Here is a 17,946-nt window from a genome sequence, read left to right as displayed (position 1 = left end):
TTATTCAAACTGGTCCCAGTAGGGCGGATCGCCAAAAAAGCCCTCCATGAAGTCAATAAAGCTACGGACCTTGCTCGCCAGTAACTGCCTGTGCGCGTACACCGCATAGAGCCCCATCGGCTCTGGCTCATGGTCTGGTAAGACGACTTGCAGCTTTCCCTGCTTGATGGCAGAGCCAGAAATAAACGTAGGCTGCAGGGCGATACCTGCACCGGCTATCGCCGCAGCGACGAGCACATCACCGTTGTTACTGACCATCTCTGTGTTTTTGTCATGATCCGTGTTTTGCAGCCATCGGTATACTGGATGGTTAGCATCCAACTCCATGTAGCTATAGCGCAGGTAACGATGGTTCCTGAGATCTTCAGGTCGTTCGGGCGTGCCGTGTTGTTTCAGGTAATCCGGTGAGGCGCACAGCACCAGCCTTACCGGTGCAATCCGTTTGGCGATGAGTGACGAGCTTTTCAGGTGGCCGATCCTCAGGGCTATATCGAACCCCTCCTCCACAATGTCGACTTTGCGGTCGTTCAGTTGCAGATCGATTCCCACGGCGGGATGGACTTTCTGAAATTCGCTCAGCAGCGGGGCCATGTGGTGAATGGCAAAGGATACGGGCGCACTGATTCTCAACACACCCCGGGCCTGTCCTTGCAGGTCACCCAGCTGGTTCTCCATGTTGTCGATATCGTTAAGTACCTGCTGGGCGAGGTGCTGATAGCGTGTGCCTGCCTCCGTCAGATGTATTTTGCGAGTGGTGCGATTGAGCAAACGTACGCCGAGATGTTGCTCAAGTCGGGAAACGTACTTGCTGACCAACTGTGGAGACATCTCCAGCCGCTCGGCAGCGCGGGTAAAGCTGCCTTCGTTCACCACAGTGACAAAAGCGTGCATGGCATCGATCCGGTCCATTGGATTGTCCTTGTGGCTGTAAGTTTTTCAGATTATCAACGTGATGTTGGTAATTAAGCAACACTAGTCATCTTAGTCTTTATAAAAGTTGATAGTACAGTGAGTACATGATCTGGAGCGGGGCTTCAGGAAACATCAACAGAGAAAGTTTCAAGGTGATCATTATGAACTCCAAATTTGCACAGACGTTGTTCAATTCCAGCGGCGGTTATGCGGCGCTTATTCTGCGGGTACCGGTCGGGCTGATCCTGGCGGCCCACGGTGCTCAGAAACTCTTTGGCTGGTTCGGTGGCTATGGCTTGGAAGGGACCGGGCAGTGGCTGGCCAGCATCGGCCTGGAGCCGGGCTACCTGATGGCCTTGCTCGCCGGCGGTGCGGAATTCTTTGGCGGTCTGGCGCTGGTACTGGGCCTGCTGACACGACCGGCGGCCCTGGTTACGGCCTTTGCCATGCTGGTGGCCATATTCTCCGTTCATATCGGTAACGGTCTGTTCATGGCCAACAACGGTTATGAATATGCCCTGACTCTGTTTGTGGTCTCGCTGGCCCTGGCCGTACAAGGCGCTGGACGGCTTGCGCTGGACAACGTCCTGCTGGAGCGCCTCGGTGGAGCCGGGTACCAGCAGCGTGCGAACGTGTGAACGTCTCTGGCATGGACACATTCGTCTATTAACAGTGGTACTGGCGCTCCCCCATGAGTGGGAGCGCTTCTATAGCAGGAGAAGGGTACATGTTGGTCAACGGCAAATGGCAAGAAAACTGGCAACCGGTGCAGGCGAAAGACGACGAGGGGCGCTTTATCCGCCAGACCTCGTCATTTCGGAACTGGATCACACCTGATGGCGCCCCTGGCCCGACCGGCTCTGAAGGCTTCAAAGCGGAGAGCGGGCGCTACCACCTTTACGTTGCGTATATCTGTCCGTGGGCGTCGCGGGCGCTGATGGCTCGCGAACTGAAAGGGTTGCAGGACGTTATTGGCGTCACGGTTGTCAATCCGAGGCTGACCGATCAGGGCTGGCAGTTCGGGGGGTACCCGGGTGCCGATGAAGACGCGCTCAATGGCGCACGCTATATGCATGAGCTTTACACCCGCGCTGATCCGGCGGTCTCCGGACGTGCCACCGTACCGGTACTGTGGGACAAGCAGGCTGGAACCATCGTCAATAATGAGTCCGCTGATATTCTCAGGATGTTCAATAGCGCCTTCTCGGGGATCGTCAATCAGGGCCCGGATCTTTACCCGGAGGACCTCGCCGCCGACATCGATGCCCTGAACGCTTATCTTTACACGGACCTGAACAACGGCGTGTATCAGGCGGGGTTTGCCTCAAGCCAGAAGGCCTATGAAGAGGCCTATAGCAAGGTGTTTGCCGCGTTGGACGAACAGGAGTCCCGATTAGCGGACGGACGCACCTACCTGTTTGGTGACCGCCTGACGGAAACCGACGTGCGCCTGTTCGTCACCCTGGTGCGTTTTGATGCCGCTTATCACGGGCTGTTCAAATGTAACCGTAATACCCTGAGGGCCATGCCACACCTGCATGCCTACATGCAGCGGATTCTGGCGCTTGACGGTATTGCAAACACTGTGAACCTTGATCACATCAAGGCGGGCTATTACTCCATCAAGGCGTTAAACCCCACCGGGATTGTGCCGGCGGGACCCGCCAGTAATCCGGACCCGCGAGGAGAATAATGATGGCGCGTATGCCGACCCTTTTCATATCCCATGGCTCACCCATGTTGGCGATTCAGGAGAGCCCGGCACATCAGTTTCTGCTGGGGCTTGGGAAGACCTTGCCAAAGCCGACAGCGATCCTGGTGGCGTCCGCCCATTGGGAATCTGTGGGCGGGCCGGCGCTGTCCCTGGCGGCCGAACCCGAAACAATCCATGATTTCGGCGGTTTTCCCCGGGCCTTGTCCGAGATTCAGTATGACGCGCCGGGCGCACCGGAAACCGCCGCACGTGCCGCGGAACTTCTGCAACACGAAGGCCTGACCGCCAAAACGAGCGCCACCCGCGGGTTGGATCACGGCGCATGGGTGCCCTTGAGCCTGATGTACCCACAAGCGGACATCCCGGTTGCACAGATTTCCGTGGTACGCGGCGCTACGCCAGACGAGCATTTGAGGATTGGGCGCGCATTAAGCCAACTTCGCGAGGAAGGCGTGCTGGTGATTGGTTCCGGATCGCTTACCCACAATCTGTACGAGCTGCGTGGCCACGATATAAATGCCCCCGTGCCGTCCTGGGTGACGGAATTTGCCACGTGGATGAGCGAGCGACTGGAACGGAATGACTCGGAGTCACTGGTGAACTTTTACGAAAAAGCACCTTTTGCGAAACGTAATCATCCCACCGAAGAGCACATATCACCGCTGTTCGTGGCCATGGGCGCCGCGGGTAACGCATCAACGGTCAAGCGCTTGCACGGCAGCTACGAGTACGGGGTGCTGGCTATGGATATATTTGCATTCGAATAGAACACTGCACGGCGTCGGTAGCCCCGGCGCCCCCTCCCGAAATCCCGCCCTCTGTTTTGTCAGTTTTGTTCAATGTTTAGACAGATCCGTTCAATACGGCCTTGAGCCGAACCCGCATGATGTTTGTGACAAAAACAAATCTGAAAGATCACGAACACTATGAAAGAGAGATCTGTTATGAGTGACAAAAACAAATTAGATGCGATTATCATCGGTGCTGGATTTGGTGGTCTTTATACGCTTAAAAAGCTGAGAGACGAACAGAATCTGGATGTTAAAGCTTTTGACAAGGCTGGAGACGTCGGTGGTACCTGGTATTGGAACCGCTACCCTGGTGCCCTCTCGGATACGGAGACCTATTTGTACCGGTATTCCTGGGACAAGGAGCATCTTCAGGAGCGTGCTATTGGTTCCCACTACATCAAGCAGCCGGAAATTCTGTCGTATTTGAAGGAAGTGGCTGACCGACATGACCTCAGACGCAGTATCGAATTCAATACCGGTATTGAGAGTGCCCGGTTTGATGAAAATGACAACCTCTGGGAAGTTACTACTGATAAGAACGAGGTATATACCGCTCGGCATCTGGTAACTGCTCTGGGTCTACTGTCCGCATCAAATGTCCCGAATATCAGAGGGAAAGAGCGATTTGAGGGCGAATGTTATCATTCGGCTCAATGGCCGGATGGTGTCAATCTTGAAGGGAAAAGGGTTGGAGTTATCGGTAACGGTTCAACCGGCACCCAAATTATTACGGCTATAGCTCCCGACGTACAACACCTGAATGTGTTCATGCGTACCCCTCAATATACCGTTCCTGCAGGAAATGGCCCTACGTCTGCCGAGTACGAGCAAAGCATCAGGGAAAACTATGATGACATTTGGGATGACGTGTGGAATTCCAATCTTGGCTTCGGCCTGAAAGAAGAGGCCAGCCGGTCTGCTTTGGATGTTTCAGATGAAGAACGGGATGCAATCTTCCAGAAGGCCTGGGACACCGGTGGTGGCTTCCGCTTCATGTTTGAAACTTTCTGCGATATCGCAATAGATGAGCGTGCCAACGAATACGCTCAGGAGTTTATTCGAAACAAGATCCGGGAAATTGTAAAAGATCCTGAGACCGCGGAAAAACTCTGCCCCTATGATTTGTACGCAAAGCGGCCACTTTGTGATAGTGGGTTCTATGAAACCTTTAACCGTTCAAATGTCAGTTTGACCGACGTGAAGGCCAACCCCATCAGGGAAATAACGGAAAAAGGAATTTTGACGGATGATGGAGTTGAGCATGAGCTTGACGTCATTATTTTTGCAACAGGGTTTGATGCGGTCGATGGGAACTATATCAAGTTCGAAGTGCGCGGCAGAAACGGCAAGCTGTTGAAAGACCACTGGAAGGATGGCGTTAGTAGTTATTTGGGAGTCTGTAATAACGATTATCCGAATATGTATATGGTTCTTGGCCCCAATGGACCTTTCACAAACCTGCCGCCCGCTATTGAACTTGAGGTTCGATTTATCAGTGACCTTATTGGTTATGCGGAGAGCAACGATATTGAATCTGTTGAGGCAAGCCAGCCTGCAGTAAAAATGTGGACCGATACGTGCAACGAAATTGCGGCTATGACGCTATTCCCTAAAGCTGAATCCTGGATATTTGGCTCCAACATTCCGGGTAAAAAGAACCAGGTGTATTTCTATATGGGCGGTCTCAAAGCCTATGGGGATAAATTGAAGGAAATTAAGGAATCGAATTATCAGGGCATGGTGTTTGACTCCGGTGTTGAAAAGTCGAGGAAGTCGGCCTAGGGAATTAACGTCCAACGTAAGGTATGCGCTCCCTGATCAGCCCCCGTCGCTTTGAATAATGATAAGCGGTAGGGGTTGAGTCAGGGAGCGCAGCGTATCATTCCAACGGAGAGTAAAATGTACCCTGATTTGAGTTTATACATCGATGGCCAGTTTGTTGAGGGGCGCGGAGAGCGTAACCAGGATGTTACCAATCCGGCTAACGGTGAGGTCCTCGGAAAATTGCCACAGGCGGACGAGTCCGATCTGGACCTTGCGCTTCAGTCTGCGGAGCGTGCTTTTCAATCCTGGCGGCGAACGCCTGCCATTGAGCGTTCAGAGCTATTACGTAAGGTCGCTTCGCTGATCCGTGAAAGGGCTCAGGAAACCGGACACGTGCTGACGCTTGAGCAGGGAAAGCCGACTGGGGAAGCCGTCGGCGAGGTAATGTCTTGCGCAGAACACGCCGAGTGGCACGCGGAGGAATGTCGTAGAATTTATGGCCGCATCATTCCTGCCCGTAAGTACGATGTTCAACAAACCGTAGTGCACGAGCCCATTGGGGTTTGTGTGGCTTTTTCACCATGGAATTTCCCCTTCAGCCAGGCTTTCAGAAAGATCGTGGCCGCTATCGGTGCCGGCTGCTCCATTATTCTGAAGGGATCGAGTGATACCCCCGCTTCCGTACTCCTCATGGCCCGCATGTTTCACGATGCCGGTTTGCCAAAGGGGGTATTTAATGTCGTTTCAGGTGATTCCGGGATGATTTCCGATTATCTCATCAAGTCGCCTGTTGTCCGGAAAATATCATTTACCGGCTCGACACCGGTCGGTCGCAAGCTGGCAGCGCTTGCGGGCGCCCATATGAAGCGCTGCACCATGGAACTTGGGGGGCATGCGCCGGTCATTGTCTGTGATGACGCGAACATTGAAGACGCCGTGAATGATCTTGTCGCATTCAAATTCAGAAATGCCGGACAGATCTGCATTTGCCCCACGAGATTTTTCGTACAGCGGGGAATCTACGAAAAGTTTGTGTCCAGATTTGTCGAAAAGACTCAAGAGATCAAGGTCGGTTGCGGAACCGATGAGTCAACAACAATGGGACCGCTGGCGCAAGCCCGCCGTGTGGCCGAGATGGAGCGGTTTGTTGAGGACGCCCGTCAGCAGGGAGCGAACATCGTGACTGGCGGTCACGCACTCTCCGGTGCTGGAAACTTTTTCGCGCCGACGGTCATCACGGATATTCCCAAGACTGCAAAATTCATGCGGGAAGAGCCCTTCGGGCCCATTGCCGGGATCGTCCCTTTCGATGAAGTTTCTGACGCGCTGGAGTGGGCAAACAGCCTGTCCTTTGGGTTGGCGTCCTATGCGTATACCACTTCGCTGGGCAATGCTCACGCCATTACTCACGGACTTGAGGCCGGGATGGTTTCTGTCAATCACATCGGGTTAGCCATTGCAGAGACGCCTTTCGGTGGCATCAAGGAGAGTGGCTACGGAAGAGAAGGTGGTAGCGAGACCTTCGAGGGCTATCTCACTACCAAGTTCGTTTCTCAGAAAAATTGACTGTCGGTGGTTCAAAGACGATCACGAGCGACAACATTTAAAGGAGAACAGTCATGACCCTGAATGGAAAGAATGCATTGGTTACCGGTGCCGGACGAGGCATTGGACAAGGAATTGCAATCGCCTTGGCGGAAGCGGGCGCGAACGTTGCCGTTGCGGACCTGGATCTTAAGGTTGCCCAGCAAACAGCCGAGAAGATCGAGAAACTCGGGCGTCGTACACTGGCGCTGGAAGTAAACGTGGTTGAGCCTGAATCCGTCAGGAAAATGGTTCAACAAGTGGCGGCGGATTTTGGGGCTGTGGATATCGCCGTCAATAACGCCGGTATTGTAAGTCTGAGTTCCGTGGACCAGTTGTCGGCCGAGGAATGGGACAAAGTCATGGGGGTTAACGCGAAGGGGGTTTTCCTGTGTACTCAGGCTGAACTGTCCGTCATGCGTCCCCGGAAATTCGGCAGGATCATCAATGTCTCGTCGATCGCAGGAAAGGTCGGTTTCCCGGAGCTGTCTCATTATTCAGCATCCAAGTTCGCTGTCATTGGGTTCAGTAATGCGGTAGCCAAGGAAGTGGCGGACGATGGCATCACCGTGAATGCTCTGTGCCCCGGGGTTGTCGGGACCGGAATGTGGCGAGGAGAAACCGGGCTGTCCGCCCGCTGGGCCCAGGAAGGCGAGACTGAAGAGGAGTCCTGGGAACGACACCAGAAAACCCTGCTTCCACAGGGAGTAGCCCAGACGCCGGAGGACATGGGCCAGTTGGTTGTATATCTTGCCGGCGCGGCACACGTTACCGGGCAGGCAATAGCCGTCGACGGAGGTTTCTCGCTGTAGTGATTTTGGCTTCCCGCGCGATAATCTGAGCGGGAGGCCAAAAAAAGCTTGCTAACCGTTCCCTTGCTTCTTTTATTTTCTTTCGGAAATGACCGTTTTGGTCAAAAACTATACAGGTTTCATGTTATAATAAGAAACTAAATAAACGATATAGATCAATATAAAATAACAAGGAGCTTGATCATGGCTGATGGCCTGTTAACTCCAGACCAGATTCTGAAGGTTATTCCCGGCAAGGTAACTTTTGATGGGACCGTGGATAATGCGTCTGATAATGGATTGGCGGTCAGAGGCTATCGGTTTGATAAAACGGATGTTTATATCCCTTCCATGAGAGACTATAAGCTGGTCAGATGGAGGTCGGAAGCTTCGAAACTCGGGTTTTATTCCGGAAATAGGTGGTTGAAACAGTCAGTTATACCCGGTGACGTGACAATTTTGGCGCGAGGAGAGCCCTCTCGTTGGTTTTGGATGGAAGATATAGATGTGTCCCATGTCTATGTCTCTCAGTCTGCAGTTACGAGGGTTGCGAATGATATCTTCGATAAAGAAATTGATCATCTGAATATAGAGCATATAGCTTCGGCTCAAGACCCTGTATTAACCGCATTGATGGAGTCTTATGAGCGGGAATGCCTCGAAGGAGGGCTTGGTGGGGAGCTTTATGCGTCTACCATTGAGATGCAGATTTGTATTCACCTGGTTCGGAAATACGCACAATGCAAGCTTCGTGAAATTCAGGTTGAATCGCGTATTCCTCCATTAAAACGGAAAAAGATCGAAGAGTTCATTGTTGAGAACCTGGATCAAAACATAACAATCGATGATTTGGCCAAAGTTGTAGGATTTAGCCAGTCATACTTCATACGACTCTTCCGCAATGATGTGGGCGTTCCTCCGCATGCCTATGTTCTTGCACGCCGTTTGGAAAAAGCAAAAGAAATGCTGCAGTCGTCTCCGGATATTCCGATAAAGGTTGTTGCGATGGAGTGTGGTTTTTCTGACCAGAGCCATCTCACCAGGTTGTTCAAAAATAAGTTTTCAGTTACACCAATGAAGTTTAGAAATACAAAAGTCTCCAGAGCATTCTTCTGAGACTCCATTGTTCTTGAAATAATAGAATAATTTTAGATATCGATAGATATCTAGATTCATCCGATTGTCTTTCTCTTCTCTCCCTTTTGGGGAGCTCTCTCCTGTGTCACTCAGTTCTTTCTGTCAGAAATATTTCTGATGTATTTACCATTTTGTACCAAAGAAAGATAAGCGTATTCAATAAGTGAAGTAGCAATTCTTGGATCATGACTGTGCTTTCACAAAATCAACAAAAGGAGCAAGTTTAGTGATCAAAAAAACAACAATTAAAGCTGCTGTATGGAATGATCGACGAGATGTAGGTTTCGTTTTGAGGACGCTGGCCCGCGCATTTTTCATAGTTTTTTTGACGCCGATTCCAGTCCTCGCCGCAACGGCGCAATTGGGGGACACTGTTGTATCAGTCAATGGTTACGCCAAGCTCGATGTCATTTACGATCTCGACTCCCCTTTAGGCAACTCAATATCGCATCAAAATATCCGGCTTGATGACGAGGAAGGGGCAGATGGTCATTTTGATGCCCATGCTTTTGAATCGCGTCTGGGAATCACGACAAATACACCAACTGACAAGGGAAATCTCACGACACGAATTGAAGGAGATTTTTACGGCGCTGGTGGCACCTTTCGACTCAGACATGGGTATGGTTCCTGGAATGGAATTCTGGCTGGTCAAACCTGGTCAAACTTCTCAACTTTTCTGGCGTACACCCCGAGTATCGATTTTACCGGACTGGTAGGGCAGACGAATATCGATCGCCAAACCCAGCTCAGGTACACAAGGGGAGGGCTCTCATTTTCTTTGGAAGATCCGGGGACTCTCGGGGGACAACCATTCGAAAATACGCCTTCCACCGAAGTAAAGAACAGTGTTCCGGATGCTTCTGTCAGGTATGAAGGCTCCGCTGATAGATTGGCATATTCAACAGCGCTTGTTTTGAGGCAGCTTGATGTCCATAGCGATATAACCACGCAGGTTGAAACAGAGCTGGGATATGGTGTTGCTTTATCCGCAAGCGTTTCGCTGTCTCAATCAGTCACCCTCAGAGGTGCTGTCGTCTATGGTGACGGAATCGGCGGGTATTTGTGGTTAAATCCCGCACCTCCTGCTTATTATGATCCCACTAACAACGAATTAAACACTATTGCTTCCTTCGGTGGTGTGCTGGGTCTGACTGTTGGGCTTGGGCCTGGTAATTTTAATGTTTCATATGGAATGGCAAAAGCTGATTGGGATGGTGCGAATCTGAACGCTTCCGTACCAGAAACCGACAGGGTCGAGGAAAATAGAAGCTTTTATATAAACTATATTTGGTCGCCAGTCGAAAAGATTGATTATGGAGTTGAGTTAAGTAATCACTATAGGAGCCTGGATAATGATGTCAGCGGAGACGCTACTCGATTACAGGCCATGGTGAAATACAATTTTTGAATTTTAGCGAAGACTGTATACCCCACTTGGCCTCGACCGATGGGTCGGGGCATTTTTTAATGATATGAAATTTTAAGTCGCTCAAATAGCCACTGTAATTTCTTTTGGTTAGTGAAGTATTTTAAGAAATCTTGTCTCTAATAGTTGTGGAGGACATCATGGCACTGGATAAAGAGACCTTGAATCAATTCGTTGACAGCGTTCGCCGATATGTCCGGGAGCGTCTGATTCCTCTGGAAATGCAGGTTGCCGAGGAAGACCGGATTCCCGACGAAGTTATCGGGGAAATGAAAGAGATGGGACTGTTTGGCCTTTCTATCCCCGAGGATTTCGGTGGGTTGGGCCTGACTATGCCTGAAGAGGTGGCGATCGTTCAGGAAATGGGGTACACGTCACCGGTTTTCCGGTCTGTATTTGGCACCAATGTGGGCATCGGCTCGCAGGGGATCATTATAGACGGCACCCCCGAGCAAAAAGCGAAATATCTTCCAAAGCTGGCTTCCGGGGAGCTTATCGGTTCATTTGCACTGACGGAAGCAGATGCCGGGTCTGACGCAGGCTCTGTCAGAACCACCGCACGGCGTGACGGTGACGACTATATTATCAATGGGAGTAAACGGTATATCACCAACGCTCCTCGTGCCGGCGTGTTCACTGTGATGGTAAGGACCGGCAGCGTTGAGGATGGTGGCCGGGGTGTATCGGCGTTTCTTGTGGACTCGGATTTGCCGGGTATTTCGCTGGGCAAGCCTGATAAGAAAATGGGCCAGCAGGGATCTCATACCTGCGATGTGATTTTCGAGGACGTTCGGGTGCCGGCATCCGCCCTGATTGGAGACAAAGAGGGGCAAGGATTTAAAACGGCGATGAAGGTTCTGGACAGGGGGCGGTTGCACATCAGCGCTCTGAGTGTTGGAACAGCCAAACGGCTGATCGACGAGAGTGTCGCCTATTCAACTCAACGGAAGCAGTTTGGCACTGAAATCGCCAACTTTCAGTTAATACAGGCGATGCTGGCAGACAGTCAAACCGAGTATTACGCCGGTAAATGTATGGTCGAGGAAACCGCACGGTCGTACGATGAGGGCATGGCTGTTTCCATGAATGCGGCCAGCTGCAAGCTTTATTGCACGGAGATGGTTGGCCGGGTAGCGGATCGCGCTGTACAGATCCATGGCGGCGCCGGTTACATCAGTGAATATTGCGTTGAGCGATTCTACCGGGATGTACGTTTGTTCCGGCTTTACGAGGGCACTTCCCAAATCCAGCAGTTGGTCATTGCGAAGCAGATGATCCGCAACGCTGAAAACTCACTCTGATTCAGGAGTCCGGCATGCCTGGTCCGTTAACAGGAATTCGAGTACTTGATTTGTCCCGCGTTATGGCTGGGCCCTGGTCCACACAGATAATGGCGGACCTGGGCGCTGAAGTGATTAAAATCGAGCGACCTCAGTTGGGGGATGACACCCGCCACTGGGGGCCGCCCTGGCTTAAAGACCGGGATGGTAATCCCACCACACAATCGGCTTACTACCTCTCGGCGAATCGCGGAAAGTACTCGGTTACCGTGGATATCGGGACACCCGAGGGACAGGCCCTGGTCCGTGAAATGGCGACACAATGCGATGTCCTGGTCGAAAATTTCAAGACCGGAGGGTTGGAGAAGAAAGGCCTGGGTTATAAGGATCTCTCTACATTAAATCCAGGGCTTGTCTATTGCTCGATAACCGGGTTTGGGCATACCGGCCCCATGGCGGATAACGCGGGATACGACTATCTGATTCAGGCGCAGTCCGGGCTGATGAGCATTACCGGCGTGGCGGATGGGCAGCCAGGCGCCGGACCTCAGCGTGTTGGCATGGCGGTCGCTGATTTGACGACCGGGATGAACGCCACCGTCGCAATTCTTGCAGCGATCCATCACCGCTCGAAAACGGGTGAGGGTCAACATATCGATATGGCTTTGCTGGATGTTCAGGTTAGCTGGCTGGCGAATCAGGCACTGAATTACTTCTGCAGTGGCTCGGTCCCAAGCCGTACCGGTGAGTATCACCCGAATCTTGCACCCTATCAGCCGTTTCCGACCAAGGACGGCCAGGTCATCATTGCTGTCGGCAATGATGCTCAATTCCAGCGCCTGTGCGACATTATCGGGTGCAAGGAATTAGCAGAGGATCCCCGTTTCGTCACCAACCCGCAACGAGTGGGTCACCGGCAAGAGCTGGTCGGCAAGCTGTGTGAATACACCCGCACGAGAACAAGTCGGGAGTGGATGGACTGCCTGGCAACCGTGCACGTGCCCTGTGGTCCCATCCAGAACATTGCCGAGGTGTTTGAAGATCCACAGGTCAAGGCCCGGAACATGAAGCTTGAATTGGAGCATCCGCTTTTGGGCAAAGTCCCGGGCGTCGCAAACCCGATCAAGTTCTCTAAGACCAGGCAGGATTACGAGAAAGCACCGCCTCTGTTGGGCGAGGACACCGTCGCCACTCTGCAAAGAATGCTCGGAAAATCACCTGAGGAAATCCGGGATCTACAGGCCCGAGGTGTCATTTGACCCTTCCCCGTTGATCTCTGCTCTGTTTATCGGGTCAGTGCTCAGGTATCCAATTGAATTCCTTTACAAAGGAGAGCCCCAAAAATGTTGGTCTCTTACCAGAAAGTTGATGACATCGGTGTAATCAGTATCGACAACCCGCCTGTTAATGCACTGTCTCAGGGTGTGCGCCAGGGGATTCTGGATGCGATAAAAAGCGCCGAAGATGACGACATCAAAGCCATTGTTATCCTGTGTGAGGGGCGCACATTCATCGCGGGCGCGGATATCAGCGAGTTTGGTAAGCCGGTGCAGGAGCCAACCTTGCCTCAACTGAATACGGCGATTGAATCCTCGGGCAAGTCCGTTATTGCAGCGATTCATGGCACTGCGTTAGGTGGCGGGTTTGAGCTAGCTCTGAGCTGCCACTACAGGTGTGCCCAGGCATCGGCATCCGTCGGTCTGCCCGAAGTCACATTGGGGCTGTTGCCCGGGGCCGGTGGTACGCAGCGCGTACCTCGTCTGATCGGCGTCAAAGCGGCTCTCGACTTGATGACGACCGGCAACAAGGCCGGTGCGAACGAAGCGAGGGACCTTGGCCTTATTGACCGTGTCCTGAAGGGCGATCTCAAAGAGGCGGCCATGGACTATGCCCGCGAACTCATCGCAAAAGGGGCCGGTCTGCGCAGAGTTCGCGATATCTCCATTCCTGCAACCAGTTTCGGCAAAGAGGCGTTCGAGGATTATCGACAACAACTGAACAAGCGCAAGAGAGGGCAGGAAGCGCCGCAGAAAATTGTCAGTTGCGTTGAGGCTGCAATGGACAAGCCATTTGAAGAAGGCCTGGCCTATGAGCGCTCCTGTTTTGTTGAGTGTGTCCAATCTGAACAGTCCGCAGCGTTAAGGCATATCTTCTTTGCGGAGCGCCAGGCACCCAAGGTGGCGGGAATTGCCAAATCCGTTGTTCCCCGCCCTGTCCAGAGGGTCGGTATTATTGGTGCTGGCACCATGGGCGGTGGTATTGCCATGTCATTTGCCAACGCAGGCATCCCTGTAACCTTGCTGGATGCCAGTGAGGAAGGGTTGGAAAGGGGGCTTGCGCTCATTGACAAGAACTATGGCATCAGCGTGAGCAAGGGAAAACTTTCGGAAGAGCAAGCCACGGAGCGAGAGGCTCTCATAAGCGGCACTGTTGATTACGAAGAACTCGTCGATGTCGACCTGGTCATTGAAGCGGTCTTTGAGAGCATGGACGTGAAGAGGCAGGTGTTCAGTCGTCTGGATGAGGTGTGCAAGCAAGGGGCAATTCTGGCAACAAATACGTCTTACCTTGATGTAAACGAGATTGCTGGGTCAACTTCCCGCCCGCAGGACGTTGTTGGTCTGCACTTCTTTAGCCCCGCCAATGTCATGCGCTTGCTGGAGGTCGTCAAGGCAGAGAGTACGGCCGATGAGGTTATTACAACCGCCATGGCTCTGGGCAAGCGTATAGGAAAGGTGCCGGTGCTGGCTGGTGTGTGCTACGGCTTTATCGGTAACCGGATGCTCAGACAGTATGCCAGGGAAGCCCAGCTGTGCATGATCGAAGGTGCGGAACCGGCCCAGATCGATGGCGTGCTGACGAACTTTGGTATGGCAATGGGACCGCTGTCGGTAGGTGATCTGGCGGGACTGGACATTGGGTATAAGGCCCGTCAGGCACTGACAGATGAACAGAAGGGGGACCCCCGGAGCTACTGTATTGCCGATGCCCTGGTTGAACTTGGACGACTGGGTCAGAAGGCCGGGGCGGGGTATTACAAGTATGACCCTGATACGCGAGCCCGCTCAACCGATCCGGTTGTTCTGGACGTTATCAGGGAGCAAGCCAGGAAGCACGGTGTCCAGCGCCGGGAGCTGTCGGATGAGGAGATTCTGGACCGGCACCTGCTGGCGTTGATAAACGAGGGGTTCCGCATACTTGAAGAGGGCATTGCCCAGCGACCAGGTGATATCGACGTGGTTTATGTTCATGGTTATGGGTTCCCATCCTACCGTGGTGGTCCGATGTTCTACGCGAGCCAGCGTGGGTTAGGGAACGTTCTGGGAAGTATTGAGAAACTGTATGGGGCCACTGGAGAGCCCTATTGGGCTCCCGCACCTCTGCTGAAAAAGCTGGTTGCCTCCGATCTGACACTGGACGATTGGATGGCCGGCAACGGTTGATCAGCTTTGCTCACTGAGATCCGCGTACAGCTGATCCGTGAGCTCACGCTGAACCTGCAACCGGTCGGTAATACCCTGAACCACTTCCATGCGAGCCACCGCCCCAGCCTGGATATCTTTCATCGCCTGTAAAGCCTCCCCTGACTGGTTCAGGCACTGGTCACAGGACTCGCGGATTTTATCCATGCCGTTGCTCGCCTCGACCGAGGTGGTATTCAGGCTGTTGGCGATGGCGCCAATGCCCTCGCTGGATTCATTGGCGCGTACGGCGAGGTTGCGCACTTCGTCAGCCACCACTGCAAACCCCCGGCCGTGCTCACCGGCGCGCGCGGCCTCAATGGAGGCATTCAACGCCAGCAGGTTGGTCTGTTTGGCGATGTCCTGAATGTTGCTCACGATGCTGCCGATCTCGGCGGATTGCTTGCCCAGTTCTGTGAAGACATCATCAATGCGGCCCATGAAGTCGGCCAGCTCGCGAATTGATGCCTCGGACTCTGAAATGCAGCTGGCGCTCTGGGTGACCTTGGCCCCGGACGCCTTGGCCAGCTTGCCCGCCTCCGCCATTTCCTCGAGGATCACATCGACATTGTTGCGCAGGTCATCCAGGTGGCTGAGCAGAGTGGGGTCTGGCGATTCCGGTTCGGGTATTTGCACCTCCGGTTCGTAAACCGGTTCAGACACGGGCTCGGGCGCCTGCGCCTGTTCGCGGATGGTCACCACGGTTGGCTGCATCCGCGCGCACAGGGTGAGTGCGGTGGCGGCCAGGGCGAGGGTAACCGCCGCAAGCATGGCCGGGATGGCTCCGTCCGCCATGATCAGCAATAGCGCAGCGCTGGCGATGGCCAGAAGCAGTGCTCCGTAAATCGGGGCTTTGGAAGAGCCTGACTCAGATGTTTTTTGTTCGAAAGTGAGGGTGTTGTCCATGGTTCTGTTTCCGCTGGGCAAGGGTTCGCATCTTGGGTGAACGCTAAGGGATTTTTGGGGGCGAACCTATCCGCACAATGCAGAGGTTTATCCGTATTCTGAAAAGCGGGCTTGGAGGGCAGAAGTAGAAGCCAGGCCGGAGACGATGGGGCCTGGCTTCGGGGTTGGTACTCAGTCCAGGTTGTTGAGCAGCATCTGGCTGAACTTTTCCGGGCATTCCACCGAGGGGACATGGCCGACATGTTCCAGAATCACTGGGTCCGAGGCGCCACTGCATTGGGACAGCGCCTTGAGTGTTTCCGGGGGGGTAGCAACGTCGTCTGAACCACCAATCAGCCGGAGCGGTACGCGATGCTGGCCCAGCTTCTCGCGGAAGTCGACACGCCCCAGCATTTCACACAGCAGTGCATAACTTCGGTCGTCACCGCGACCCATGATCACGCGCCATCCTTCAATCAGGGCCGGCTGTTGTTCGCAGGCGGCGGGGCCGAACCAGCGCGGAACGATATCCACAGCCATGGCGGACAGGCCGAGTTCCAGTACGTTGGCTGAGCGGGTATTCCAGGCCTCGGGTGTGCCGATCACAGCACCAGTGTTGGTGAGCGTGGCGGAAAGCAGTCTGTCAGAATGTTGGCCGACGAGTTGCTGGCCAATAGCACCGCCAATCGATGTGCCGACAAAGTGGAATCTTTCAGCATCTGCAATTGCGGCGAGCGCGATGGCTTCTTGCGCCAGGTCTTCCGGTGTGATTTCGTCGGACTCGTCCGGCCAGTTCGCGCTGGCGCCGTGCCCCGGCAGGTCCCAGGTCAGCACCCGGAACCGTGGCAGCAGCATCGGTAGCATGTCGTCCCACACGCCCTGGGTCATGCCCAGGGGGTGTGCCAGCACCAGCAGCGGTTTTGTGCTGTCACCCAGCAGGCGATAACAAACTGTGCGGCCGTTATGTTTCAGAAATGCCATGTTTGCTCCTTACCTCAGACCCGTTCGATGAGTGTAGCAATACCCTGGCCGACACCCACGCACATGGTGCACAGGGCGTAACGGCCACCGGTGCGCTGTAGCTGGTGGGCGGCAGTCTGCAATAGGCGGGCGCCGGACATGCCCAGGGGATGGCCGAGGGCGATAGCGCCGCCATTGGGGTTGACCCGAGGATCGTCGTCGGCGACGCCAAGTTCACGCAATACTGCCAGGCCTTGGGCGGCGAAGGCTTCGTTCAGCTCGATGACGTCGATGTCATCAATGCTGATGCCCTGCTTCTCCAGCAGTTTGCGAACGGCAGGGACCGGGCCGATGCCCATGATGCGTGGTTCCACGCCTGCCGTCGCCATGCCAAGAATGCGGGCCATGGGCTTCAGTCCGTGGGTTTTCACTGCACTCTCACTGGCAACCAGCATCGCAGCGGCACCGTCGTTCACGCCGGAGGCGTTGCCAGCGGTAACGCTGCCGCCGTCCCGGAACGGTGTTGGCAGGGAGGCGAGCTTTTCCAGGGTGCTTTCACGGGGATGTTCGTCGGTATCGAATACCAGCGGGTCCTGTTTGCGACGCGGAATGGACACCGGCACGATCTCTTCGGCGAAGATGCCGTCCTTTTGGGCGCGGGCGGTTTTCTCCTGGGAGCGGAAAGCAAACAGGTCCTGATCTTCCCGCGACACATTGTACTGCTCGGCGACATTTTCCGCGGTTTCAGGCATGGAATCGACGCCGTACTGCTTTTTCATCAGCGGATTCACGAAACGCCAGCCGATGGTGGTGTCTTCGATCTTCTGGCCCCGGGAGAAGGCGGAATCGGCCTTGCCCATGACATAGGGCGCGCGGGACATGGACTCCACGCCGCCGGCCAGCACCAGGTCCATCTCGCCGGCACGTATGGCACGGAAAGCGGTGCCGACGGCATCCATACCGGAGCCGCACAGGCGGTTGAGGGTGGTCCCCGGTACCGAGCTGGGTAAGCCGGCCAGCAGTGCCGACATACGTGCCACGTTGCGGTTGTCTTCACCGGCCTGGTTGGCGGAGCCCATCATCACTTCGTCGATAGCAGCCGGGTCCAGTTCCGGGGCCTGCTCCAGCACGGCCTTGAAAATGTGAGCCGCGAGATCATCGGGGCGAACGCTGGCCAGGGTGCCGCCGAAGCGGCCAATGGCCGAACGGCGGGGATGGCAGAGATAAACGTCAGTCAT

Annotated in this window: 15 protein-coding genes; 11 read left to right on the top strand and 4 right to left on the bottom strand. The window is 54.1% G+C overall.

The features are described 5' to 3' along the window. Positions 1–909 carry a LysR family transcriptional regulator gene (locus tag ACJO5Y_RS07115; protein ID WP_406985731.1) on the bottom strand — a complete coding sequence of 303 codons (909 nt, stop codon included), beginning with the start codon at positions 907–909 and terminating at the stop codon, positions 1–3. 164 nt (positions 910–1,073) lie between these two features. Here ACJO5Y_RS07115 and ACJO5Y_RS07110 point away from each other — a divergent pair, with 164 nt between their 5' ends. The 11 genes from ACJO5Y_RS07110 (at position 1,074) to ACJO5Y_RS07060 (ending at position 14,845) form a co-directional block, all read left to right on the top strand. Beyond that, positions 1,074–1,550, top strand: coding sequence for a DoxX family protein (locus tag ACJO5Y_RS07110; protein WP_406985730.1), 477 nt, complete (start codon positions 1,074–1,076; stop codon positions 1,548–1,550). An 89-nt stretch (positions 1,551–1,639) separates the two neighbouring features. After that, positions 1,640–2,605 carry a glutathione S-transferase family protein gene (locus tag ACJO5Y_RS07105; RefSeq protein WP_406985729.1) on the top strand — a complete coding sequence of 322 codons (966 nt, stop codon included), beginning with the start codon at positions 1,640–1,642 and terminating at the stop codon, positions 2,603–2,605. Between the two features lie 11 nt (positions 2,606–2,616). Continuing rightward, a complete protein-coding gene (locus ACJO5Y_RS07100) occupies positions 2,617–3,393 on the top strand; it encodes a DODA-type extradiol aromatic ring-opening family dioxygenase (RefSeq protein WP_406985728.1) in 777 nt (258 codons plus the stop codon). A gap of 177 nt (positions 3,394–3,570) precedes the next feature. Next, positions 3,571–5,199, top strand: a complete 1,629-nt coding sequence (locus ACJO5Y_RS07095) for a flavin-containing monooxygenase (protein WP_406985727.1) — start codon at positions 3,571–3,573, stop codon at positions 5,197–5,199. Between the two features lie 117 nt (positions 5,200–5,316). Next, positions 5,317–6,747 carry an NAD-dependent succinate-semialdehyde dehydrogenase gene (locus ACJO5Y_RS07090; RefSeq protein ID WP_406985726.1) on the top strand — a complete coding sequence of 477 codons (1,431 nt, stop codon included), beginning with the start codon at positions 5,317–5,319 and terminating at the stop codon, positions 6,745–6,747. A gap of 53 nt (positions 6,748–6,800) precedes the next feature. Next, positions 6,801–7,577 (top strand): SDR family NAD(P)-dependent oxidoreductase, encoded by a 777-nt coding sequence (locus ACJO5Y_RS07085; RefSeq protein ID WP_406985725.1) that lies wholly within the window; start codon positions 6,801–6,803, stop codon positions 7,575–7,577. A 183-nt stretch (positions 7,578–7,760) separates the two neighbouring features. Beyond that, positions 7,761–8,672 carry a helix-turn-helix transcriptional regulator gene (locus ACJO5Y_RS07080; protein WP_406985724.1) on the top strand — a complete coding sequence of 304 codons (912 nt, stop codon included), beginning with the start codon at positions 7,761–7,763 and terminating at the stop codon, positions 8,670–8,672. A gap of 247 nt (positions 8,673–8,919) precedes the next feature. Beyond that, positions 8,920–10,104 (top strand): DcaP family trimeric outer membrane transporter, encoded by a 1,185-nt coding sequence (locus ACJO5Y_RS07075; RefSeq protein ID WP_406985723.1) that lies wholly within the window; start codon positions 8,920–8,922, stop codon positions 10,102–10,104. Positions 10,105–10,262: 158 nt separating this feature from the next. Next, positions 10,263–11,423: an acyl-CoA dehydrogenase family protein gene (locus ACJO5Y_RS07070; protein WP_406985722.1), complete on the top strand. Its 1,161-nt coding sequence runs from the start codon at positions 10,263–10,265 to the stop codon at positions 11,421–11,423. A gap of 14 nt (positions 11,424–11,437) precedes the next feature. Further along, entirely contained in the window at positions 11,438–12,661 is a 1,224-nt protein-coding gene (locus tag ACJO5Y_RS07065) for a CaiB/BaiF CoA transferase family protein (protein ID WP_406985721.1), read from the top strand. Between the two features lie 84 nt (positions 12,662–12,745). Beyond that, positions 12,746–14,845, top strand: coding sequence for a 3-hydroxyacyl-CoA dehydrogenase NAD-binding domain-containing protein (locus ACJO5Y_RS07060; protein WP_406985720.1), 2,100 nt, complete (start codon positions 12,746–12,748; stop codon positions 14,843–14,845). On the opposite strand, the gene ACJO5Y_RS07055 is transcribed toward ACJO5Y_RS07060, so the two are convergent. The 3 genes from ACJO5Y_RS07055 to pcaF all read right to left on the bottom strand — a co-directional run bounded on the left by ACJO5Y_RS07055 (position 14,846) and on the right by pcaF (position 17,946). Further along, positions 14,846–15,769, bottom strand: coding sequence for a methyl-accepting chemotaxis protein (locus tag ACJO5Y_RS07055; protein ID WP_406985719.1), 924 nt, complete (start codon positions 15,767–15,769; stop codon positions 14,846–14,848). A gap of 171 nt (positions 15,770–15,940) precedes the next feature. Beyond that, complete coding sequence (locus ACJO5Y_RS07050; protein ID WP_406985718.1) at positions 15,941–16,729, bottom strand: alpha/beta fold hydrolase; 789 nt, start codon at positions 16,727–16,729, stop codon at positions 15,941–15,943. A 14-nt stretch (positions 16,730–16,743) separates the two neighbouring features. After that, complete coding sequence (gene pcaF, locus ACJO5Y_RS07045; RefSeq protein WP_406985717.1) at positions 16,744–17,946, bottom strand: 3-oxoadipyl-CoA thiolase; 1,203 nt, start codon at positions 17,944–17,946, stop codon at positions 16,744–16,746.

The organism is Marinobacter alkalisoli, from assembly GCF_045449855.1.
Classification (GTDB): Bacteria; Pseudomonadota; Gammaproteobacteria; order Pseudomonadales; family Oleiphilaceae; genus Marinobacter.
This window is presented reverse-complemented; position numbering and strand designations above follow the sequence as displayed.